At 62.7% G+C, this 23,178-nt stretch carries 13 protein-coding genes and 1 pseudogene; 7 read left to right on the plus strand and 7 right to left on the minus strand.

The genetic code is table 11. The features are described 5' to 3' along the window. Positions 1-65: 65 nt before the first annotated feature. The 3 genes from JYG34_RS18800 (at position 66) to JYG34_RS18810 (ending at position 1,910) form a co-directional block, all read left to right on the plus strand. A complete protein-coding gene (locus tag JYG34_RS18800) occupies positions 66-1,232 on the plus strand; it encodes an MFS transporter (RefSeq protein WP_213657817.1) in 1,167 nt (388 codons plus the stop codon). Between the two features lie 77 nt (positions 1,233-1,309). Beyond that, positions 1,310-1,612 (plus strand): type II toxin-antitoxin system RelE/ParE family toxin, encoded by a 303-nt coding sequence (locus tag JYG34_RS18805; protein WP_213657818.1) that lies wholly within the window; start codon positions 1,310-1,312, stop codon positions 1,610-1,612. Further along, positions 1,605-1,910: an addiction module antidote protein gene (locus JYG34_RS18810; protein ID WP_011535020.1), complete on the plus strand. Its 306-nt coding sequence runs from the start codon at positions 1,605-1,607 to the stop codon at positions 1,908-1,910. The genes JYG34_RS18805 and JYG34_RS18810 overlap by 8 nt, the downstream gene beginning before the upstream one ends. 73 nt (positions 1,911-1,983) lie before the next feature. On the opposite strand, the gene JYG34_RS18815 is transcribed toward JYG34_RS18810, so the two are convergent. Further along, positions 1,984-2,910: a DMT family transporter gene (locus JYG34_RS18815; protein WP_011535021.1), complete on the minus strand. Its 927-nt coding sequence runs from the start codon at positions 2,908-2,910 to the stop codon at positions 1,984-1,986. A 334-nt stretch (positions 2,911-3,244) separates the two neighbouring features. Here JYG34_RS18815 and JYG34_RS18820 point away from each other — a divergent pair, with 334 nt between their 5' ends. From JYG34_RS18820 to JYG34_RS18830, 3 genes and pseudogenes are all read left to right on the plus strand, one after another. After that, positions 3,245-3,673, plus strand: coding sequence for a barstar family protein (locus JYG34_RS18820; RefSeq protein ID WP_249746181.1), 429 nt, complete (start codon positions 3,245-3,247; stop codon positions 3,671-3,673). Positions 3,674-3,762: 89 nt separating this feature from the next. Then, positions 3,763-4,910, plus strand: a pseudogene (locus JYG34_RS18825) (IS3 family transposase); the annotation flags it as partial. Positions 4,911-5,009: 99 nt separating this feature from the next. Next, a complete protein-coding gene (locus JYG34_RS18830) occupies positions 5,010-6,257 on the plus strand; it encodes an IS256 family transposase (protein WP_213657248.1) in 1,248 nt (415 codons plus the stop codon). 169 nt (positions 6,258-6,426) lie between these two features. Here JYG34_RS18830 and JYG34_RS18835 read toward each other — a convergent pair whose 3' ends face one another. Genes JYG34_RS18835 through JYG34_RS18845 form a run of 3 tightly spaced genes read right to left on the minus strand, consistent with a single transcriptional unit; the run spans position 6,427 to position 20,659 of the window. Continuing rightward, complete coding sequence (locus tag JYG34_RS18835) at positions 6,427-6,774, minus strand: immunity 8 family protein (RefSeq protein ID WP_213657819.1); 348 nt, start codon at positions 6,772-6,774, stop codon at positions 6,427-6,429. A gap of 8 nt (positions 6,775-6,782) precedes the next feature. After that, positions 6,783-18,980: a DUF637 domain-containing protein gene (locus JYG34_RS18840; RefSeq protein ID WP_213657820.1), complete on the minus strand. Its 12,198-nt coding sequence runs from the start codon at positions 18,978-18,980 to the stop codon at positions 6,783-6,785. A gap of 23 nt (positions 18,981-19,003) precedes the next feature. After that, positions 19,004-20,659, minus strand: a complete 1,656-nt coding sequence (locus JYG34_RS18845; RefSeq protein ID WP_249746182.1) for a ShlB/FhaC/HecB family hemolysin secretion/activation protein — start codon at positions 20,657-20,659, stop codon at positions 19,004-19,006. Positions 20,660-20,902: 243 nt separating this feature from the next. On the opposite strand from JYG34_RS18845, the gene JYG34_RS18850 reads away from it, so the two are divergent. After that, positions 20,903-21,172 (plus strand): hypothetical protein, encoded by a 270-nt coding sequence (locus JYG34_RS18850; RefSeq protein ID WP_213661223.1) that lies wholly within the window; start codon positions 20,903-20,905, stop codon positions 21,170-21,172. Positions 21,173-21,174: 2 nt separating this feature from the next. Here JYG34_RS18850 and JYG34_RS18855 read toward each other — a convergent pair whose 3' ends face one another. The 3 genes from JYG34_RS18855 to JYG34_RS18865 form a co-directional block, all read right to left on the minus strand. After that, the gene (locus JYG34_RS18855; protein WP_213657822.1) at positions 21,175-21,405 is read right to left on the minus strand and encodes a BrnA antitoxin family protein; all 231 of its coding nucleotides are present in this window, start codon (positions 21,403-21,405) and stop codon (positions 21,175-21,177) included. After that, a complete protein-coding gene (locus tag JYG34_RS18860) occupies positions 21,380-21,661 on the minus strand; it encodes a BrnT family toxin (RefSeq protein WP_213657823.1) in 282 nt (93 codons plus the stop codon). Before JYG34_RS18860 ends, JYG34_RS18855 begins: the two co-directional genes overlap by 26 nt. A gap of 186 nt (positions 21,662-21,847) precedes the next feature. Next, on the minus strand, positions 21,848-23,173 hold the full coding sequence (locus tag JYG34_RS18865; RefSeq protein WP_434011751.1) for a DEAD/DEAH box helicase: 1,326 nt from the start codon (positions 23,171-23,173) through the stop codon (positions 21,848-21,850). Between the last annotated feature and the right edge of the window lie 5 nt (positions 23,174-23,178).

Raw genomic sequence — 23,178 nt, forward strand, 5'->3', positions numbered from 1 at the left:
TTTTATTGAAAGTCAATGCGCCCTACCCTGCCACCCATCGCATCCCTTCGTGCAGGAGACTTTCCATGTCGCCCCTCGTGCAACTGCTGGCCAGCGCCGTGGCGCTGATGATGGCCATGGGCATCGGCCGCTTCGCCCTCACCCCGCAACTGCCCCGGCTGATCGCCGAGGGCCAGTTCGACCTGACGGCCGGTGGCCTGATCGCCGCGGCCAACTACCTCGGCTACTTCCTCGGCGCGGTGGACGCCATGTTCGCCCGCCAGCCGGCCCAGGTGCGCCTGCGCCTGCACGGCGGCCTGTGGCTGTGCGTGCTGCTGACCCTGGCCTCATGGGCCGCCGATAGTTTCTGGAGTCACCTGCTGTTGCGCTTCGGCACGGGAGTGGCCAGTGCCTGGGTACTGGTGATGATCGCCAGCCTCAGCCAGCAGTTGGCCAGTGCCCATGGCCAGCAGCGCCTCGGTGCCCTGGTGTTCGCCGGGCCGGGCGTGGGTATCGCGGTGACAGGCGTCCTGGCCTTGGCTGCGCACCTGCTCGGGCTTAACTCGGCGGCCCTGTGGCTGGTGTATGGTGTCGCCGCGCTGGTGATGCTGCTGGCGGTGCTGCCGTGGCTGCCAAAGGCAATGGAGCCTGCCACCGCTGCCACCGTCGACAGTGGTCAGCGGCGCGTTACCGGCATCGGGCGCCTGGGCCTGGTCTATGCGCTCTACGGGATTGGTTACATCCTGCCGGCCACCTTCCTGTCGCAGATGGCCAGCCAGCAGTTTCAAGGACAATGGCTGGCCGACCTGTTCTGGCCCGCGTTCGGGTTGGCATCGGCGCTGGGGGTGCTGTTGGTCAGCCTGCGTCGCCCGGGGCGGACTTCAGGCTGGCTGACGGCAACCCTGTGGCTGCAAGGATTGGGCGTACTTGCCTGCCTGCTGGGCGGCGGTGTCGGCCTGGCTTTGGGGGTACTGCTGTGCGGTGGCCCATTCCTGGCTTGCATGCAGTTGGTGATGCAGCGCTCGCGGGAATTGGCGCCCCATGCCACGCAGCGCAATGCCGGGCTGTTGACTGCGTGCTTTGCCCTGGGGCAATTGAGCGGGCCGTTGCTTGCGGCCTTGAGCAACCACTACAGCGCCAGCCTGCAGCCTGCATTGATGTTGGCGGCTGCAGGGTTGACCGTGGCGGGCATGCTGGTCATCACGGGAAACCGCAGTTTGCAGGGCTGCCCACCGGGAACCCGAATGGCCTGACAGGGAAAGCCCTGACTGCAAAAGGTAGAAACCATTTGCGGCCTTTCCCGCTGTATTTTATAAACTACATTCACCCGATGAAAACCATCGAATCCAGCAGTTTCAGGCGTTGGCTGATCGGGCTTCGGGATACCACGGCAAGGGCCAGAATCGTCGCTCGAACCAACCGGCTCAAGGAAGGGCTGGCGGGTGACGTTTCACCGGTCGGCCATGGCATGAGTGAGCTGAGAGTCCATTATGGCCCAGGCTATCGGGTGTACTTTCACCAATGCGGCGATACCTTGATCATCCTGCTTTGCGGCGGCGACAAAGGCAGCCAGCAGCGGGACATCAAGGCAGCCCGGCAGATCCTGCAGTCGTGGAGGATGCAAAATGACTGAAACGTTCCATGAGTTCGACGCCGCTGCCTATCTGACTTCCCCGGAAGCTATCGCGCAGTTCATGACCGATGCATTAGAGACAGGGGATGCAGCCTACGTGGCAAAAGCCGTGGGCGTGGTAGCTCGGGCCAAGGGCATGAGTGAACTGGCAAAGGAAACAGGCCTGTCTCGCGAACAGCTTTACCGCTCGTTCAGTGAACACGGCAATCCAACGCTCAAGTCATTCCTGACTGTAATGAAAGCGCTGGGAATTGACATGGCTGCCAGACCTCACCTGGTCCAGCAAGGCGTGGGCTGACCGACAAACGAATTACCTTGCCGGTCCCTTGGCGGCTAATGCCACTCAAGGGCCGGCACTTGCTTCTATCCTGTCATCCCACCAGCTTGCGCAACTGCTGCCGCACCCACGCCTCGGCGCTGACCATGACTACTCCGAGCAATACCATCACCGCGCCGATCACGAAGTTCAGGCTCAACGGCTCATCCAGCAACAGCACGCCGAAAGTCACGCCGAACAACGGTGTAATGAATGAGAACACCGCCAGGTTCGACGCCAGGTACTTGCGCAGCAACCAGAACCAGGTCAGGTAACTCAGGAAGGACACCACGATCCCCTGGAACAGCACACTGCCCACCGCCAGCGGGGTCAGCGAGAAATCGGCGATCTGCCCGCTGATCAGGGCGATCAGCACCAAGCCGACAAACCCCACCGCCAACTGATAGAACAAGGTCAAGGTCACCGGTGCCTCGGACAATCGCGAGCCACGCACCACCACCGTGGTCGCGCCCCAGGCCAACCCCGCCAGGATCGCCAGGCCATCGCCCAGCAACATGCGGCCATCGAGCTGATCGAGGGAAATACCGCCAGCGAACGCCAGGGCGATCCCGCCGAACGCCAGCAGGATGCCCAGCCACTGCAACAGCCGCAGCCGCTCGCTGGGCATCATGAAATGCAACCCGAGCGCTGTGAAGATCGGCGCGGTGTAGAGGAATACCGACATATGCGCCGCCGAGGTCAGTTTCAGCCCCTCGGCGATGAACAGGAACTCCAGGCCGAACAAGCCACCGGCCAGCAACCCGGCGCGCCAGGTTGTGCCGACCTGCCCCCAGCCACCCTTGAAGCAGACCAGCAGCCCCACCAGCAAGGCGGCTATGCCATTGCGAAACGCCGCCTGCATCACCGGGGCGATATCCACGGCGGCGGACTTGATCAACACTTGCTGGCAGCCCCAGACCAGGCACAGCCCCAGCATGACCTGGAAGGCGAAGGCGTCGGGGTTCTTGCGGGCCACCGTCATGGGCGCCCCCTTTGCAGATTGAACGACATGGCAAGGCTCGGCAGTAGGAATGGATCCTGATTATCAGACGCCAAGCCTTGTCGATACCAGCCTAAAATGCCCCGCCTGCAATTCGTGCGGTGGGTCCGTCTGCTTGTCCAGCACCTGCCACGGGTGCTCACCACAAAACGTGCAAAAGGGGAACCTTTTGCATTTGGAGACCGTACACCTAGGCATTGGCGCCGGAACCACTCACAGATTGTCATTTGTCCTGTAGAGGAGGACCGCTTTCGACCCAAAGCTGCCTCCGTGACAGGCGGCAAAGAGCCAAGGTGCCATTGCAGCGCACTCTGACGTGGCTCAGGCGCTGAGGCTGGCAAACGTGAAGCCAGTAATTGACTTCACTTTGCGGAATCGGCATATCTGCCCTTTAAGTGCGATTGAGGATTATCTGACAATGGTGCGTGTGGATGGAAACCAAATAACTGACTGGCCAACATTTCACAGTGTTTTCGCGGAAAAGTTCGGTTTCCCTAGCTTCTACGGCGGCAATATGGAAGCTTGGATCGATTGTCTTTCCTATCTTGATGACCCGGCCGCAGAGATGACGTCCATCCACGTTCAGCGCGGGCAGACGCTTTCACTGGTCATCGACAATGCTCAAGAGTTCAAGCGCCGCTGCCCATTGCAATTCGAAGCGCTGGTGGAATGCGCAGCTTTTGTAAACTGGCGGATTGCGGTTGCAGGCGGCACTCCGCTTCTGGGGCTAGCTTTCAGCGTCTAAAGGCTCGCCCGCAACCATGGAGGGGATGAATCGCCCCTGGTTTCGTAGACACCTCCAAGCCTCATAATGAGGCCCAACTAGGAGGTGCCATGAGTCGTCAGCGTTACCCTGAAGAATTCAAGATCGAAGCGGTCAAGCAAGTGACCGAAAAAGGCAAACCTGTCGCCGATGTCGCTCAGCGCCTAGGCATGTCCGTGCACAGCCTTTACGCCTGGATCAAGGTCTACAGCAAGCCCCAAGAGCAGCTTCAGCAAGACGATGATCAGCAGGCCGAACTGCGCAAGCTGCGCGCTGAACTCAAGCGCGTGACGGAAGAGCGAGACATCTTAAAGAAGGCCGCAGCGTACTTTGCCAAGGAGTGCGGCTGAAGTACGCCTTCATCAAGAAGCACTCGACGGATTACCCGGTGCGGCGCCTTTGCCAAACCCTTAAGGTGCATTCCAGCGGCTACTACGCCTGGTTGGCCGAGCCTCAATCTGCCCGAGCAAAAGAAGATCATCGTCTGCTTGGCTTGATCAAGCAGGCCTGGTTAGAAAGCGGAGGTGTGTACGGCTACCGCAAAATTCATGATGACCTGCGTGAGCTGGGAGAGACATGCGGGCGAAATCGAGTCGGTTGTTTGATGCAGGCAGAGGGGTTGCGTTCGCAAATGGGCTATCGCCGTCGTCCTGGGTTTTATGGCGGAAAGCCAACCGCTGCCTCGCCTAACCACCTTGCGCGGCAGTTCAAGGTCAGTGAGCCGAACAAGGTCTGGGTGACAGACATCACTTACATCCGCACCTATGAAGGATGGCTGTACCTGGCGGTAGTGCTGGATCTGTTTTCCCGCCAAGTGATTGGCTGGTCAATGAAGCCCAGGATGTGCAGCGACCTGGCGATCGACGCAATGTTGATGGCCGTATGGCGACGCAAGCCACAGCAGCAAGTGATGATTCACTCAGACCAAGGCAGTCAATTCAGTAGCTCAGATTGGCAAAGCTTCCTTAAGGCCAACAATGTGATCAGCAGCATGAGCCGGCGGGGAAACTGTCATGACAATGCCGTAGCTGAGAGCTTTTTCCAGCTTTTGAAGCGGGAGCGGATTCGACGAAAGACCTACGCGACACGTGACGAAGCCCGGAGTGATATTTTCGATTACATCGAGATGTTCTATAACCCAAAACGTCGACACAGCAGTGCTATGCAGCTGTCTCCAATAGAGTATGAGAAACGCTATCTTCTGAGCTTGGAGAGTGTCTACGAAACCAGGGGCGATTCAGCAGATGCTCGATGCCCTGATCGCTCGAGGGTGTCAGAAATTTTGTGTTCGGGCATAACATGAGTAAGAGGTGCATGTATGCCAACCAAAAAGAAACCCTTGCGTGACCTGCCCAAAATCCCCAAAGAGCTGCTGGAGCAGTTCGGTGAGGGCCTAATGACCGCAGAAGCTATCGAGGATGCCTCCGCGGCGTTCAAGAAGGCCCTGATCGAACGCGCTCTGCATGCCGAGCTTGGCCACCACCTGGGCTATCCGCCGGGCGCGCAGCGCCCAGAGGATGAAACCAACCAGCGTAACGGCAAGAGTGGCAAGACGGTTTTAACGGGGGATGGCCCGCTGCGGCTGGAAATTCCTCGCGATCGAGACGGCAGTTTTTCGCCCATTCTGATCCCCAAGCACGAGCGGCGGTACACCGGTTTCGATGACAAGATCATCGCCATGTACGCCCGTGGAATGACGGTCAGAGAGATCCGAGCCTTTTTGTCCGAGCAGTATGGAACAGAGGTCTCACCCGACTTCATCAGCTCTGTGACAGACGAGGTCATGGACGAGATTGGCGCGTGGCAACAGCGGCCACTGGAGCCGATGTACCCGGTCATTTTCTTCGATGCACTGCGGGTGAAGATCCGCGAAGAGGGCCTGGTGCGCAACAAGGCCATTTACCTGGCCCTGGGCGTCCTCCCCGACGGGACGCGGGATATCCTGGGCATCTGGATCGAGAACACCGAGGGCGCGAAGTTTTGGATGAAGGTCTTTAACGATCTCAAGACGCGCGGTGTCGAAGATGTGCTGATTGCCGTGACCGATGGCCTCAAAGGTATGCCAGAGGCTCTCAGTGCCGTGTTTCCAGAGACGACGTTGCAAACGTGCATCGTGCACCTGATCCGCAACAGCCTCGACTTCGCGGCCTGGGACAAGCGGCGGGCTCTGGCCAAGGAGCTGAAGCCGATTTACCAAGCCATTAATGCTGAAGCGGCTGAGCAAGCACTCGATGAGTTTGAGAACGGGCCGTGGGGCGAGAAATATCCAACGGTGGTGGCTGCCTGGAGACGCGCCTGGGATCGAGTGATTCCATTTTTCGTCTTCCCACCGGCCATCAGAAAGGTGATTTACACCACCAACGCCATCGAGAGCATCAACGCCCAGCTACGCAAGGTCATCAAGACTCGCGGGCATTTCCCGAATGATGACGCAGCGACCAAACTGATTTGGTTGGGATTGCGCAACATAACAGCCAATTGGGGAAAACCGGCCCATGATTGGAAAAGCGCGATGAATCAATTTGCGATTCTGTACGGAGATCGGTTCATCAGGCCGACCTGGTGAAATCAAGGCCTGCCTGGCGGCAGGCCGTTACCGGCCCGCACACAAAAAAACTGACACTCCCGATCGCTCAGGCCACGACCAAAGCGAGCAGCGAAGGAAGGGAGATTTTGCAGCAAGCAGATAAAACAACACCGGCACGAGGCCGGCGTTAGATAAATAATCCTATTGATTAGGATTGGTAATCATCAAACTCCCAGGAAAATACCTTCCCCAGCTTTATCACGATAGCTTCCCAGCTATCCCCCTCGCAGCGATTCACATACTCATGAATCAATCCATTAATAGTCGAAAAATCATATTCCCGAACAATTAATAGGCCTCTCCCCCAACGAGGCTCCCACATTGTCTCTTCTAACCACTTTGGATTGCAGATGAAAAGCTCAAAATCATCTGCCCCTTGCGTACAATCAAGCCCAATTCGAATACGAAGACTTAAAGAAAAGCTGTCTAGATTCTCGGGAACGTAGGTCTCGACATCAAAAATATCATTAGAAATACCTTTTACAACAGCACGCATCATTCCTCCTAGTCAGCCACATTCAGATGGCCGTTACTTACTTTTACGCGCTGGCCTGTTGCCGGATTGATTTTGTATGTTTCAAAATTGGCCTGCACGCCTGTCGTTGCAAAAGATGAATCTTTGGATGTTGGCGGCCTATATACACGAGTGCCGTCCGCGCTAATAAAACCAAGCCCGTCACTTGTTTTTGTTGCACCATCTCCAACCCAAATTTTACCCAATTTATTAGCTTCGAAAGATGTACCTTGACCTATAGAGAAGTTCGGATTTTTCGTTCCGCTGCCGTTCACAGCCGCAGCTAATCTTGAGTCCTGAGCCGCAATATTGCTCAGGTTTTTTTGTATCAGTTGATCCTTCAGCTTTGGATACAAGGCCGCATTTTCAGCGCCGGAGCTAGCAGCTCCACCTTTTGCACCATTGGCACTATTCCCTGTGATATCACATGGCCCACCAGTATTGTGTACCCACGTGCGCAATTCACCCACATAGAACGTATGCCCCACATCCACCGTCAGGTTATACGTCTTCCCAACCGATTTGTAGAGCCGTGCCGAAACCACGCGGATCGACGTGCCTTCACCCTCGCCATCCGCCAGCGACTGCAGCAGGTCCCCAGGCCTGAGCTCCCCCATCGGCACGAAGTCATGCTTGGCCGGTACATAGAAGGGGTGGCTCGGCGTCACCAGTAGTGTCTCGGACCTGTCTTTGCCGTCGGAATGGATGTTTTCCAGGGTCAGACGGTAGATCGGCTGGTCATTGCGCACGTGGGTCGCTGTAATCGCCGCAGCAAACGGCTTGCCGCCACGCTCTGGCTTGCTCCACACCACGTCGCCAACCTTGAGCGTTTCGATCGCACGGTCGCCATCAGGGGTCGCCACCTGCGTACCGGCTGCGAAACAGCGCGGACATGGCGGCACCTTCGCCCCCTCGCCCGGGCCGACCTTGCCACCTCCAGCCTTGCCATTACCGGCCCCGCTCGCGGCAACCCCACCACGGCCACCGGCCATGATGGCCAGTGCCCCGGTCGTGCCAAGTTCGGTGATCAACGTGGCCTTTTCCTGGATCGTCAACTGCCGGCCGACCGCACGATCAAGCCAGGAGGTCTCCGTGGACCACTGCCCAAGCTTCGACTGCTCAGCCGGTGTCAGCCAGCCCTCCTTGACGAACTTGGCAAAGAGCAGTTGCTTGTCAGACACGAACAGCCCACCGGTGCCAGCCGGGTTCATCGACGGCACCATGTGTTGCCCTGGGTTGCCGTTGAGCAAACCGACCGTGTCGTAGCCCGTATTCTTGAAGAAGGCGATCAGTTCCTTGGCGACCGGGCTGTCGATCGCGACCGCACTGTCGGCCACGGCCTGAGAGCACTCGCGAGTGCCGCAAGCGTTCATCGCCTTCGCTCGGGCAATGGAGAGGCCTTCGTAGCGATCCAGGATGTCCTGGATCTTGGCGCCGGTGCACTGGTGGGTGGCGCGGCATTCCTTCAATTCACCCAGCATGCGCTCAGCGGTGGGGTGATCGAGGTTGTTGTACTGGGTAGCGTTCTGCGCCACCCAACCTGCCACCTGCTGACCTTTCTCATCTGCCCCCAGGCCTGCCGCTACCGTCAAGCCCAGCAACTGTGAGGTCATGCTCAGCAACTGCGCATGCGTATCCCCAGGGAAAATTCGCTCTCCAACCGTGGCGACAAAGGCTTCGTTCGCCCCCGCCGCGATGGCGCCTGAGCGGAAATCACCGCCTGCGGCCTCGGCTAGCAACCCGCCGACAAGGGCATGCGCCGCGGTCTTGGTTGGCAGGCCTGCGAAGTTCAGCTGATCGCCCAGTTGCTTGTAGATCGCGGCCGCCAGCGCATTGCCGACAAAGTTCTTGCCTGCATCGCTGAGGTTGCGCCCCAGGTGGCCACCCTCCAGCGCGGACTTGGCCACTGCACCTACCACTGCCTGGGAGCCTGTATAACCGGCAAATTTGCCGAGGCCGGAGAGCGTGCCCAGGTTAAAGCCAAAGGTGGGTTTACTCAGGTTCTCGGCTGAAATGCCGAATGCGTCATTGAGGTAGCCTGAGGTGATTCCCGCAGTAATCGCGCCGACGGCATACCCTTTGAGGTTGTCGGACGAAGTGACCTCCTTCAACACCGCGCCCAAGTCGCCACGGTTGTTGATGGCGCTGACTGCACTGGTACTGGCCATGGAGGTCAGGCCCGCCGTCACCATCGCATTGCCCCAGCCAGCAGCAACAAAGGTTCCGGTTGACGCGCCAACGGTGGAGATGCCGCCTGCCGCCATGACCGTGCCACTGCCTGCGGAGCCCGCGCCAGCGAAGGCGGTACCGACTGCGCTACTTGCCGCACCGGCGGTAAGCACCGTGACGATGATGATGATCGCCAGCATGGCCCCCTGGCCAAGCCCAGAGTGGCTGTACTTGTAGCTGTCGTGAACCTCCTGGACGCGGCGCCAATCCACATCGCCGCGCTTCTCGGCTTCCTTGAGCCATGCCAGCTGAGGGTCAGCCTGGACCATCGCGTCGATGGTCTGAGCCACGGACTGTTGATCGATATGCTTGAGGTCGACCTTCACGCCATCAGCGGCCTTGAGCACCATCTCGCCATTGGCCAGTAATTGGCTCTGGCGTAGTGTCTCATCGGTACTGCCCTTGCCTTTTGCACTGTTCCAGGCCAGGCTGCTGCTGCTCTTGGCGTGGCTCTCCTGATGCAGGTCCTTCACCCCTTCGAAGGCGATCTCCCCGCCACTCTCCAAAGTCAGGTCCTTGCCACTCTCCAGCTTGGCCGCCTGGTAGCGCTGGTCACCGCCGCTCTGCAGCGTCAGGTCGCCTCCCGTGGTGATCTCGCTGCCGACGTGGCGCACGTCGGTCACTTCGTCGCGCTGGGTCTTCTTCTTGCCCCAGCTGCCCTTGCTCTTCTTGTCGTACAGCGAATAGTCGCTGTCGGTCTCGGCCAGCAGTTCGATATCGCCGCCGGCATAGAGATAGGCAGCATCACCGGCAGTGACGCTGCTGGACACCAGCTTCATGTCCTCACCGGTCCTCAGCGACACATCGCCACCCGCGATCAGCTGGGTGCCCACCTGGCGGACATGATCCTCCTGGATCGTCAGTTTCTTGCTCTTGGAGTAGAAGTGGTCCTCGTCGGCGGCGGAGGCCAGGGTCATGTCGCCCACCGCGTCGATGGCGATATCGCGCTTGGCCTCGATTTCACCGGCAATAGCGGCGAAGTCCCGGCCAGCCTTCAGGGTGACGTCACGGCCCGCACCCAGTTGCGAAACGGACTGGCGCACGGTGCCATTGAGCTGCCGGCCATTCTTCTCCAAGTGGTCGGCGCGTTCGGTCGCGCTGATCACAATATCGCGGCCGGTACTGACATTCAGGTCACGGCCGGCCTGCAGGACCGACCCGCCATTGAGCAGGTCGCGGCCGACATTCACCAGCAGGTCGTTACCGGCCTCGATGCGCGCGGCGCTGTCGAGGTAGTCGCTCTGCTGCTGATAGACACCGTAGTCATGCGTGATGCGCGTACGGTCGCGCTGGTTGATGAGATCGCCACTGAGGGTCGTCACGCTGACGTCGCGCCCGGTGATGATGCCACCCGCGTGGTTGACCATGTTGTTGCCCGCCAGCAGGTCGAGACGACCGCCCGACTCGATCAGGCCGGCGTTTTCCAGGTCGTTGCCCACCACCGCGGACAGGCCCCGCGTGGCGTGCAGGGTGCCGACGTTGTCGAGGTTGCGGCCGGCGAGCAGTTGCATGTCCTGGCCGGCGATCAGCGCGCCGTCCGGGCCCAGGCGGTTGTTGGCGTGGGCCAGGTACAGCACCGGCGCCAGGACTTTCTCGCCGCCGAACTCGCGCTCTTCGAGCCAGACGATGTCATGGGTCAGCGCCGCGACCTGGGCCGAGGTCAGGCCGACACCCAGGCTCAGGTTGAGCTCGGTCTTGCTGCGCACGGCATTGTCCATCAGCTGCTTGTACAACTGCTCGCCTGAGGTCTGGCCATCGATGAACTGCTGGCCGGTGCGCGCCACCACCGCCTGCTGGATCAGGCGCTGCTCGTAGAAGCCGTCACCGAGGCGCTTCCAGCTCTTGTCCGGGTCGTAACCCAGGTTGCCGAGCAGGTAGTCGGAGCTCATGAACTGCTTGAGTTCGGTCAGCACCGGGTTGGTTTCGATCAGGTACTTGTGCGGCTGGCTGGTGTACTGGGTGTCCGGCATGCGCGTGATACCAGGGACCTGCGGCGGCGTGCCGACCAGCGGCTCGCTGCCACGCCCCTGCGTGGCGTCCACGGCCGTGCCGACGGGGGCGTAGACGCCAATGGCGCTGGCCTTGCCCGCAGGCGCCGAGCCCAGGTGGGCAACGCGCTCGATCTGCTGCTCGCTCAGCGTGGAGGTGGTGGCGTCCAGCGCCTGCAGCGAGCCCGAATGGCTGCCGGCCAGCGCCTGGCGCTGGGTAACGGCCAGGCTGGCGTTGCCCAGCGTCCATTGCGGCGCCAGGCCATTAGCCGTGTTGTTGCCTTGCCCACTCAGGCGAAACAGGCCGTTCTGGCCGACCGGCAGGCTGAAGCCCGGCAGCGCCGTCGGATCGACCTGCTTGTGCGCCAGGTCGGGCGGCAGCTGGGCATTGAGCCGGACCACCGTCGGCGGCGTGGCACTGGAAACCTGGGTATTGAACGCTTTGTTGCTGAGGCTCGAGGATGAGTGCTGCACCACTACGTTGTTGATGTCATAGGTGGCGTTGAGCTTCGCCATCCCGCCCGCCTGGATGATCGCGGGGGCGATGAACTGGCCATCGTTCTGGAGGGTGGACTCCTTGTCCCGGTCGTAGAAATACGCCACGTCGAACTTTGCGAGCAACGCCTTGAAGGCCGCCTCGTCGAAGGGGCCGGATTGCGGGTGGGCCTGGTTGTAGGCATCCACCTCGGCAATCAGTTGATTGAAGTATCTGCTCGGGATCTTCGAACCGGCGCCGATCTCTCTCTTGGACGTGCCAGAACTGGATCGAGTCCCTTCGTTGGTGATGGTGCCGGCCGTCAGGGTGAGATCATTACCTGCAGAAACGACACTGCGTGAGTTGCTGAAGGTGCCACCGTTGAAGTCCAGGTCATGGCCAGCCACCAGCGTGGCCATGGGCGAGTCTTCGTGGACAACGGTCGACTCCGTCTTGTAGACGAATACCGGCCCTCTCACCCATCCCGAGCTGCCACAGTGCTGGACGCACCAGATGGTCATGTAGCCGCCGGTGATGGACTCGGTCGCACGGAACTTGTTGCGCTCGTTGACGAAACTGGACGCTTGCAGGTCGATGTCGACACCCGCCTCGATGGTACCCGAGCTGTTCAGCACCTTGGCTGCGGCGCTGCCTGGGGCGACGCCGGCCACCAGCAGGTTGCCCAGGCTGTAGACATCCGCGTAGCGGTTGGTGAAATCACCGGCACGGATGGCCATGTCGCGGCCACTGAACAGGAAGCCGCGGCTGCCATCGGCAGCCTGCTCGTTGAGCACCGTGTCGGCCGTCAACACCAGGTCACGGGACGCGGCGATGGCGCCATGGTTGGTGATGCCAGCCGCGCGCAGCGTCAGGTCGGAGGCTGCGGACAGACGCCCCTCATTGATTAGTTGGCCGGCGATATCGATCCCGACATTGCCGCCGCCAGCGATGCTGCCGGCCCTGCCCAGGTTCATCTGTGCCGCGGACAGGGTCATGTCGGCCAGGCTGGCCAGGCGGCCGTCGCCAGAGTAGCGCCCACTCAGCGTCAGGCTGAAGCTGCCATCGCTGGCGATCAGCCCATCGTTGTGCCAGTTGCCACCGCTGCCGATCAGCGCATTCGTCGCCAGCAGTTGCCCACTGGCGGTCTGGTTGAAAGTGCCGACATTGAGCTTGAGCGTGCCGGCCTGCAGCACACTGCTGTTGGTCCAGCTGTCGGCGTTGAGGGTCAACGTGCCGCGGGTCGACAGCCTGCCGCCCGCCGCCATCACCTGCTGGCTGCTGATGCCAAAGTCGCCGAGGCCTACATGCAGGATCGTGCCATTGGCGTTGAGCAGGTCACCGGCCGCCAACGCAAGATTGCGGTTGGCGGTTTCCAGCTTGCCGTCACGGTTGTCGAGCACCCCGCCGATCTGGAAACGGCTGGTGTCGGCACCGCCCAGGGCACGAAGCTGGCCCTGCCGGTTGTCCAGGCTCGCCGCGGTAATGTCAAGGGTGCTGGCGCTTTCGATGATGCCGCCGCGGTTGTCCAGGGCGCCGCTCAGCACCATCTCGATGCGTTGGCCGAGCATCTCGCCACGCGCGTCCCCACCGTTGCGCAGGCTGGCGCCATCAAGCTTGAGCAGGCCGCCGGCAGAGAGAGCACCGTCGCGGTTGTCCAGCTCCCCGGTGCGGATCAGCGCATCACCGCTGGTCGCGGCCATCCGCCCACCGTGGTTGTCCAGCATGGCGCTCTGCAGGTCGAGGCTCAAGGCCTGGATGGTGCCGCGCTGGCCATTGGCATCACTGCCGTTGCGCAACACGCCAGTGGTGCGCACGCCGAGCGACTGCTTGAGGCTGGCCAGGATGCCACCACGGTTGTCGATGCTGGCGGCCGCCACATCGAGCGCACCGTCCTGGGCGATCAGCTTGCCGCCCTGGTTATCGACGTCGGCCGTGGTCTGGACGTTGATCGCGCCCTTGGCCTGGACGGTACCCTTGCTGTTGCCAAGGCTCGCCGCTTGCAGGCTCACGTCGCCCTGCTGGCTGTAGATCAGGCCGTCGCCCGCATTGCTCAACACCCCTGTGCTGTTGACCACAAGCTGGCCATTGGCGGCCAGGGTGCCGCGCAGGCTGTTGTCGACGCGGGTGGCGATCAGCTTGAGCAGGCCCTGGCTGGCGACCTGGCCACCCTGGTTGTCGATCAGGCTGGCGCGCTGGACCAGCAACGCCTTGCCGCTGTACAGCTTGCCCCGCTGATTGAGCAGGTCGCCCAGCAGGTCGAGGCTGAGGGCATCCTCGGTGGCCAGGCTGCCGTCGCTGTTGTCCAGGCTCGCACCGGTCAGGCTCAGCGCCTGGCGGGACGCCACGCGCCCACCGCGGTTGTCGAGGGACTGGGTGTCGATGTCGAGGCGCTCGCCCGCGTCGATCAAGCCACCGTCGCGGTTGTCCAGAGTACCGCCGACCGTCAAATGCTGAGCCCCCGCACTGGACAACACGCCCTTGGCGCTGTTGTCCAGGCTGGCCGCCGTCACGTCCAGGCGTTGCTGGGCGACCAGGGCACCGCCAGCACTGTTGCGCAAGGCGCCGGTGACGTCAGCCTGCACGGCGCCGAAACGGCTCGACAGGGTGCCCTGCTGGCGGTTGTCGAGGCTCTGGCCGATCACCTTCAGCCCCTGCCAGCCGGATATCAAGCCACCTTGGTTGTCGATGACGCCACTGTTCAGGGTCAGCTTCTGTTCACTGATCAGCTTGCCGCCACGGTTGTCCACCCCAGTCGCGTCGAACCGCAACCCCTGGGCGGTGGAGAGCTCGCCCGCCTGGTTGTCGAGCATCCCCAGGTGGTCGAGGGTCAACTGGCCGGCGGTACTGATCAAGCCCTTGCCGTTATCGAGGCTAGCGCCCCCCAGGTCCAGGGCGATGGCACTGCCGAGCAGCTTGCCGCCCTGGTTGTCGAGGCCCAGGCTAGCCAGGGTCAACGCGTCCCTGGCCTCGACCAGGCCACGGTTGCGCAGCAGGCCATCGACGGTCAGGGTCATGCCGCTCTGGCTGTTCAGGGTACCGCCGCTGTTGTCCAGCACGCCGGCGTGGACCTCCAGCGAATGGGCGCCGATCAGGCCTTTGAGGTTGTCCAAGCGCTGGCTCACGCGCAGCAGCAGGCCCTGGTTGCCGAGCAGGCGGCCATCGTTGTTGTCCAGTTGCTCGGCAGTCAGGGTGAAGGCCTGGTCGCTGGAGATCTCACCCGCCTGGTTGGCCACCGTCTTGAGGTTGTCCAGCACCAGCAAGGGGGCATTGATCAAGCCGCCGCGGTTGTCCAGGTGGCCGTGGCCCAGGTCGAGGTGGACCGATCGGTCGCTGAACAGCTTGCCGCCTTGCTGGTCGAGGCCGGTGATGGTGGCCGTGAGGTCTTCGTGGCTGCCCACACGACCGCCGTCGCGGTTGTCCAGCTGCCCGGCCTGGACCACCAGCGTGCTGTCGCCACCGATGCTGCCCTGGCGACTGTTGTCCAGGTGCCCGGTGGTCAGGCGCAGCGCGCCCTTGCCGGACAGTACGCCCTTGTCGGTGTTGTCGAAGCTGGCACTGGTGAGGGTGATGCCGCTGTCGCTCAGCAGCTTGCCGCCTTTGTTGCTCAGGTCATCCTCGGTGGTCAGCCGCAAGCTGCCTGCGCTGGTCAGAGTGCCCGTGTCGTTGTCCAGCCGCAGTGCCTTCAACGTCAGCTGGCCCTCGGCGCTGATCAGGCCCAGCCGGTTGAGTGCCGCGCCGGTCAGGGTCAGCGCCAGGTCCTGCTGGCTGGCCAGGTGGCCACCGTCGTTGTCCAGCGTCTGGCCGGTCAGGGTCAGGCCGGTCTGGGCCTCGATACGCCCATCGCGGCGATTGAGCAGTTGCTGCAGGGCCAGGGTCAGCCCGGTGCCGACAACCAGTTGCCCGCCGTCGCTGTTTTCCAGCTGTGTGCCGGTCACGCTGACGGCAGCCTTGCCAGAAATTTCGCCACCACGGTTGTCGACCTGGTCGACATCCAGGGTCATCGTCCCATTGCTGCCGAGCAGGCCCGCCTCGCGATTGTCCAGCTGGGTGCCCTTGATCCGTAGTTGCTCCAGGCCGACCAGCGAGCCTGCGGCATTCACCAGGGTGTCCGCTTCGATCTGCAAGTAACCCTTGCCGGAAATCTTGCCCTTGGCATTGTCCAGGGTCTTGGCACTCAGGTGGCCCGAAGTATCGCCAACCAGCGTGCCCTGGCGGTTGTCCAGGCGCTGGTCGATAGTCAGAACCAGGCTGGCACGGCTGCTGGCGATACCCTCGTGGTTGTCCAGGCTGGCGGCCTGCAGGTCGAGACCCTTGGCCGAAATCAGGCCCTTGGTGTTGGCCACTGCCTGGGCGATACGCACGATCAGTGCCTGTTCGCTGAGCAGCCGGCCTTGTTGGTTGTCCAACGACGTGGCCGCCAGGGTGAAGCCTTGCGGGCTGGTTATTTCACCGTGCTGGTTATCCACCTTGCCGAGGTTGTTCAGCACCAGGGTCGGCGCTTTGACCAGGCCATGGTTGGTCAACGTGCCCTGGCCGAGGTCAAGGGTGATCGAGGTCTTGCTCAGCAGGCGCCCCGCCTGCTGGTCGAGGCCGCTGGCGGTGAGGACCATTGCGCCATCGCTGTCGATACGGCTGTCGCGGCCGGCGTTTCTGACCTGGCCGGCCTTGATGGTCAAGCGGTCGTTGCCAACGACATGCCCGTTGTCACGGTTGTCCAGCGCGCCGGTGACGATGTCGATCGCGCCTTGGCTGCCGATCTCGCCAGCGCGGTTGTCCAGGCTCGCGCTGCGCAGGTCGAGGGTGCCATCAGCGGTGACCGAACCTCGCAGGTTACCGACCTCGCCCGTGGTGGCCAGGGTCAGCGTCCCGGCGCTGGTCAGCTCGCCGTCGGTGTTGTCGAGACTGGCGGCGCCAATATCCAGGTCACCCTCGCTGGTCAGCAGGCCCTTGCCGTTGCTCAGCGCCTGGCCCAGGCGCAGGCGAGCCCCCTGCTCGCCGGAAAGACGCCCGTCACGGTTATCCAGGGTCTGGCCGTCGAGGGTCAGTTGCCCTTTGCCACGCAGCAGGCCCTGGGCCCGGTTGATGACCTCAGCCACCGTGAGCGTCAGCGCCGTGTCGGCCAGTACCTGCCCAGCGCTGTTGTCCAGATGCTCACCGGTGAGGCTGAGCGCCTTGGCCGTGGACAGTTCCCCACCGCGGTTGTCGACGTTGCCCACGGTCAGGCGCATGCCCTGCCCGGCGCCCACCACGGCCCCCTGGCGGTTGACCAGCGAGCTGCCGCGCAGGGTCAGCTCGCCGTCGGCGGATAGCTTGCCGCCAAGCTGCTCCACGCGCGCGACCCGGCCATCGAGATCACCACCACTGGTCAGGCTGCCACCGCTGTTGTTCAGGTGTGCGGCCACAAGCGTCAGGTTGCCCCGCGCGCCGAATATACCGAGCTGGTTGAGCAGTTCGTTGCCGTTGTAGCGCACCCAGGCCTGGCCACTGACCAGGCCCTGATCGCGGTTGTCGAGGTTGTCGACCGTCAGTGTCAGCGCACCGGTCGCCTCGATCTTGCCGCCGCGGTTGTCCCAGTGCTGGCCCTCAAGGGTCAGCAGGTCCTTACCCACCAGCCGGCCACCACGATTGTCCACCCGCCCCGCCTCGATGCGGGTGGCGCCCAGGCCGCTTGCCAGGCCCTGGCCCTGGTTATCCAGCAGCCCGGTGATCCCGGTGGTCAACGTGCCATCGCTGAGCAGCTTTCCTTGTTCGCGGTTGTCAAGGCTGGCGGCCTTGAGCGTCAGCACCTTGCCCGCAGCCAGGGTGCCCTGGCGATTGTCCACGGCCTGCGTGATGGCCAGATCCAGCGTCTGGCCACGGGCAAGGCCACCCTGGCTGTTGTCCAGCACCTGGGCGGTCAGCTCGAGCGTGCCCTGGCTGTCGATCCGGCCGGCCCGGTTGTCGATCAGCCCCTGGCTGGTGACAGTGATGCCCCGGTTGGCCAGGACCCGCCCATTGCGGTTGTCCAGGCTGCCCAGGTTGAGCGCCAGGGCATCGAGGCCGGACAACTCGCCCGACTGGTTGTCAAGCAGCGCCCAGGTGGCACTCAGCGCCCCTTGGCTGGTGACCTTGCCACCGTCACCGTTGAACAGCTGGCCACCACCGAGGGTCATGCGCCCATCCGCGATAACCTTGCCTTGTTGGCGGTTATCCAGCGTTACGGCCTTGATATTGACGTCGCGCCCGGCGCTGAGGCTGCCACCCTGGTTGTTCAGCCGGTCAGCGCTGGTCAGGGTCAGGTCGCGGCTGGCGATCAGGCGCTGGTTGTGATTGTCCACCGCGCCCGCGTCGATCTTCAGGTCGGCGTCAGCCGCACGGCTGCCGTCAGCCCTGATACCCGCCTGGACCCCTCCCAGGTTGCTCAACTGGCCGCTGGCGTCAAGTCGCACCTGGCCCACGGCGGTCAAACCCGCCCGGTTGACCAGGTCGGCACGGCTATCCATTTGCAACGTTTGCCCGGCATGCACCGGCCCCTGCGCATCGATACCAGCCGCCTGTACCCGAACATCGCCAGCGGCGCTGGCCTGGGCCATGCTCAGCTGGCCATTGGCGTCCAATTGGATGTCGCCACCACTGGCGATCATCCGCCCGTCGAGCCGCACGCCGACGCCGGCCTCGGTGCCCACCAACCTGACCGCACCGGCATACATGCCGCCCAATGCGCTGGAGTCGATTGCCAGGGTCGGTTTCACGCTGCCGTCATCCTGACGTGCCGTGGCCGTCAATGTGCGCGCATCGACATCGTTGCGCCCGGCGACGATGGCCAGGTTGCGGGCCTGGATCTCGGCGTTGATCTTCGTGCTGCGGGCAATCAGCTCGAAGCTGTCGACGTTGCTGGCGTTGACCCCCGCCCCTTCAATGGCGATATGGCCCTGATCGACCTGGTAGCGACTCAACTGGCCGTTCTCGATCACCGGTTTGCCGGTGGTCAGGGTAGCCTGTGGCGTGTTGATGAAACCGCAACCATCGCAGGCGATGCCGTGGGCGTTGGCGACGATGACCTTGGCCGATTGCCCGGCCACTTCGGTGTAGCCGCGCAGCTGGCTGGCATTGGCGCCATTGACTTCGTTGATGATGGTGCTGGCCGCCTGGCCCTGCAGGTTCGGGTTGCCGAGGATGATGCCACCCAGTTGCGTGGCTTGCGTGCGCGCGGTGGCGTTGTTGAGGATCAGCCCCTGCTGGCCGACGTTGTAGTCGCTGAACTGGTTGTGCGACAGCCCGCTGCCGTTGGGCGTGGCGATGTTGACGATCGGCACGCCGTTGCCCGCCTGCCCCAGGCTGGTGCCCGCCCCGCTGACCGCGATGCCCTCGGCGGCCTGCGCCCACAACGGCTGCCAGAACATGACGTTGGCCAGCAGGAACGCCAGGCCGCGCTTGGGCAACCCGCAGAAATGCGCGCGGGGCTGAATTTCAGCCGAGCGTTGGCGGGCCAGGAAGGCGAACAGGCGAACGTCCATGTCAGGTCTCGTGGGTCAGGCGGTCAAATGAAGAGGTCGAGGCGGAAATACACCGGGCGTTCCTTTTCAGGCAGCGCATCGGGGCGTTCCAGGCTGTGGGCGAAGGTCACGCTGGCGGCCAGGTGCTGGCCACGGGCGAACAGCTCCAGCGAATGGCTGCTGGCGCGGCCGTGGTACTCGCCGTTGTAGCGGTCGTTGCTGATCACGCCCAGGTCGTAGCCCAGGCCCAGGCCGTACTCGGCCAGCATCGGCTGCAACACCGGCCAGTTCACCGGGCGGGTCCAGCGCAGGTCGCTGCGCCAGTAGCCGCCGCTGTCCCCGGACAACGACTGGTCCTTCAGCCCGCGCACCGACGACAGCCCGCCGAGGCTGATGCGTTGCGGGCTGAACAGCACGTCCTCGCTGCGCTGGCCGGTGGCCAGGCTGCTGAAACTCAGGCGCTCGCCCAGCACCTCGAAACCCTGCACATAGCTGAGCGTGGCGCTGTACTTGCGGTAGCGCGCCACCGGCTGGCCCGGGCGCGGGTGACCGTTGTCCTGGGCGTCGAAGGCGCCGATGCCTTCCTGCGTGCCCAGGTCGAGGTTGACGAAGGCATTGCCCAGGCGCCGGCCATGGTTGATGCCGAACTGTGCTTCGCTCAGGCGATTGCTGCTGGCCGCCAGGCGGCTGTCCTCGATGTAGTTGTTGGTGCGCAGGTGGGCGATGCCGGCATTGAGCGAGGTCTTGCTGGTGGCGTCGCGGTGCACCACGCGCTCGGCGCGCAGCTGGTGGTTCTGGCTGTCGCCGGTCTGTTTGAAGGCGAAGAGGTTGGCCTGGGCCAGGGAGCGGTACTCGCTTTCGCTGTAGCTGTAGGTGAAGTTCCACCAGCCCCAGGGCAGGTTGTAGTACAGCACGCCATTCTTCGAGCCCAGAGTGTGGTCGCTGACCACGTCATGGCCACCGCGCAGCACCAGCTGGTCGGCCAGGCCCAATGGGCTGTCCCATTCCAGGCCGAGGTTGAGCATCTGCTCGCCGGTGCTGCGCTGGCCTTCGTTGTTGCGCGAGAGCGAGGCGCGCCACGGCTTCTGCGGGGTATTGCGCACCAGCACCTTGCTGCCGCCGACAGCCTTGCCCGGGGTCAGCTCCATTTGCGCCTTGTTCGACGGCAGGCGGTTGAGCTGGTCGACCATCTGCTCGATCTCGCGCAGGTTCAAGCGCTCGCCGGTGCCGCCGGGGAACGTCATGGCCAGTTCATGATCGCTCAGGCCACTGCCGGCATCGGGACGCAGCCCTTCCAGGCGCCCTTCCACCACCAGCACCTGCAGATGGCCGGCGGACAGGTCCTGCTGCGGCAGGTAGGCGCGGCTGGTGACCAGGCCGCGGTCGAGGTAGTGGTCGGTGATGGCTTTGAGCAAGGCGTTGAGTTGGGTGACGCCCAGGCACTGGCCAATGAATGGCTTGAGCAAGGCGTCGCGCTCCGCAGCGGACAGGCTGTCGGCGCCCTTGAGTTCGATGGTGCGGATGGTGAAGCAGCGGGTGTCGGCCGCCGGTTGCGCTTCGCTGGGTTCGGCGGCATTGCCGGGCAAGGTGCGCAGCTCGTCGAGGCGCCGTTGCTGCTCCTGCAGTAGCCGGTCCTGGCGGTCGCGAATCAGGTCCTGGTCGCCGGGAGACGCCGCCCAAGCCGGATTCACGCTCAGCATTGCCCACAAGGCAAGGTAGGCCGTTCGGTGAGAAAAATGGAGACTTACGGACATGACTGGGCATCGAGCAAAATGGTGCGCGATGTTATTTTGCCATCACTGCAGTGTCAAATTAATATCGCCAAATTATTGGACGCCGAAAACTACAGGACCACCCGCCACTCGGGCCGTCGGTCGACCAAGCCGAACGCTCTCCCCGCCCCGCACCTCCACAGCACATACCCATTGCCGGAGATCGGAAGAATGAAAGCACTGCTATCCACTGCTTGTGCAGCCTGCCTGCTAGGTGCCCTGCCCGTCTGGGCCTGCACCCCGGAAGAGGCCAGGCAGAAAAGGGAGGAGCTTGCCGGGCTGGTGAGTCAACTGACCGAACAGAACCCGCAGAAGGCCAAGGAAATCAATGACGAGCTCCAGGGTATGAAGCTCGATACGGCCAGCAAGGACTTGCCAGACAAGTGCCAGCTGATCGACAAGCGCATCCAGGAACTCAAGGCCGCGAAAAGCAGGACCTGAGATCAGCGCCGCTGTTGCGCCAGCATGTACTGGCGCAGCAGCTGGTTGATGCGGGTCTGATAGCCCGCGCCCTGCTCCTTGAACCAGGCCAGTACATCGGCATCCAGGCGCATCGTCACGGTCTGCTTGGCGGGCACCCGCAGCTCGGCGCGGCGGAAGAAGTCATCATCGAGTTCGGGAATGTCCGAGGTGTCGACAGGTGTGTGGTCAATGCTTGCGGATGGTTTCGACATAGCGCGTTACCTCGCGTCGGGTGGCTCTTCGGGCAGAGATGATGCGGATCACATCCCCTTGCCTTTCGGTGTAGGCGACCACGCTGACCCACGCGTTGATCCAGCCCATGCTGATCCAGCGTGCCTCTTCGTAGTCGAACCGTTCATCGCGCAGCGCCAGCATCGGGTGCCGGAACATCTCGGGCACATCGTTGAAGTCGATACCGTGCTTGCGGATGTTGAGCAGGTTCTTCTCTTCGTCCCAGTCAAACGCCATGGGACACCTTGTATTTACAGCTGTACATACGCTACGCCCTCCTGGCTGAACATGCCAGAGGAGTATCGGGGTCAGCCGGTTAATTGCATGGGCTCGGGAGCAGTTTGGGAAATGGGCTACAAACACCTGGGGAAGGTGTGAATCAACCCGCCATCATTGCGATGGCGGGTTTGTCGCAAGCGTGGCTTACTCAGCTGCAGGCTTGCGCTTTTTCAGCGGCGCCAGGCCGTCGGCGCTGGCCAACGGGGCCTTGGCCTTCGGCTTGGCGGCCGGCTTGCGCTTGGCGGCGGCTTTCTTGTCGGCGCCAGTCTTCTTCTCGACCTTTTTCTTCTTGGTGCCGGCTGCCTTGCCCGACGCCTTGACCTTTTTCGGCCCGCTGTAGGTGCCCTTGACCTCTTTGATGACGCGGCGCTCGAACTGCTGCTTGAGGTAGCGCTCGATGCTCGACATCAAGTTCCAGTCGTTGTGGGTGATCAGCGAGATCGCCAGGCCTTCGCCACCGGCGCGGCCGGTACGGCCGATGCGGTGCACGTACTCGTCACCGCTGCGCGGCATGTCGAAGTTGATCACCAGGTCCAGGCCATCGATATCCAGGCCACGGGCGGCTACGTCGGTGGCTACCAGCACCTTGGAGCCGCCATCCTTGAAACGATCGATGGCCAGCTTGCGGTCTTTCTGGTCCTTCTCGCCGTGCAGGACGAAGGCTTTGACTTCTTTCGCCACCAGGTGGCCGTAGATGCGATCGGCCAACGCCCGGGTGTTGGTGAAGATGATCGCTTTCTGGTAGGTCTCGTTGGCCAGCAGCCACTGCACGATCTGCTCTTTGTGCTGGTCGTGGTCGGCAGTGATGATCTGCTGGCGGGTGCCTTCGGCCAGTTGCGAGACGCTGTTGAGCATCAGGTGCTCAGGGTCCTTCAGCACCTTGCCGATGATGTCGCGCAGGGCCGCGCCACCGGTAGTGGCGGAGAACAGCAGGGTCTGCTCGCGGTTCTCGCACTCCTTGCACAGGCGCTCCATGTCTTCGGCGAAGCCCATGTCGAGCATGCGGTCGGCTTCGTCGAGGATCAGCACCTTCACGTGGGAAAGGTCGAGGTTGCCGGCATTGAGCTGTTCGAGCAGGCGGCCCGGGGTGCCGATCAGCACGTCCGGCACCTTGCGCAGCATCGCGGCCTGTTCCTTGAAGTCTTCACCGCCAGTCACCAGCCCGGACTTGATGTAGGTGAACTGGGAGAACAGTTGCACCTGCTTGAGGGTTTGCTGGGCCAGCTCGCGGGTGGGCAGCAGGATCAGCGCGCGGATTTCCACCCGTGGGCCGCTCAGGTCGACCAGGCGGTTGAGCAGGGGCAGGACAAAGGCCGCCGTCTTGCCGCTGCCGGTCTGCGCCGTCACCCGCAGGTCACGCCCTTGCAACGCCAGGGGAATGGCCGCTGCCTGCACCGGCGTCGGCTCGACAAATTTCAGCTCGGCCACGGCTTTGAGCAGGCGTTCGTGCAGGGCGAATTGGGAAAACACGGCGT

The organism is Pseudomonas entomophila (genome assembly GCF_018417595.1).
Classification (GTDB): domain Bacteria; phylum Pseudomonadota; class Gammaproteobacteria; order Pseudomonadales; family Pseudomonadaceae; genus Aquipseudomonas; species Aquipseudomonas entomophila_C.

Bases quoted from the DNA above. Each gene is read 5' to 3' on its own strand.
- JYG34_RS18800 (WP_213657817.1), top strand. From the start codon at position 66: ATGTCGCCCCTCGTGCAACTGCTGGCCAGCGCCGTGGCGCTGATGATG.
- JYG34_RS18805 (WP_213657818.1), top strand. From the start codon at position 1,310: ATGAAAACCATCGAATCCAGCAGTTTCAGGCGTTGGCTGATCGGGCTT.
- JYG34_RS18810 (WP_011535020.1), top strand. From the start codon at position 1,605: ATGACTGAAACGTTCCATGAGTTCGACGCCGCTGCCTATCTGACTTCC.
- JYG34_RS18815 (WP_011535021.1), bottom strand. From the start codon at position 2,910: ATGACGGTGGCCCGCAAGAACCCCGACGCCTTCGCCTTCCAGGTCATG.
- JYG34_RS18830 (WP_213657248.1), top strand. From the start codon at position 5,010: ATGCCAACCAAAAAGAAACCCTTGCGTGACCTGCCCAAAATCCCCAAA.
- JYG34_RS18835 (WP_213657819.1), bottom strand. From the start codon at position 6,774: ATGCGTGCTGTTGTAAAAGGTATTTCTAATGATATTTTTGATGTCGAG.
- JYG34_RS18840 (WP_213657820.1), bottom strand. From the start codon at position 18,980: ATGGACGTTCGCCTGTTCGCCTTCCTGGCCCGCCAACGCTCGGCTGAA.
- JYG34_RS18845 (WP_249746182.1), bottom strand. From the start codon at position 20,659: ATGCTGAGCGTGAATCCGGCTTGGGCGGCGTCTCCCGGCGACCAGGAC.
- JYG34_RS18850 (WP_213661223.1), top strand. From the start codon at position 20,903: ATGAAAGCACTGCTATCCACTGCTTGTGCAGCCTGCCTGCTAGGTGCC.
- JYG34_RS18855 (WP_213657822.1), bottom strand. From the start codon at position 21,405: ATGTCGAAACCATCCGCAAGCATTGACCACACACCTGTCGACACCTCG.
- JYG34_RS18860 (WP_213657823.1), bottom strand. From the start codon at position 21,661: ATGGCGTTTGACTGGGACGAAGAGAAGAACCTGCTCAACATCCGCAAG.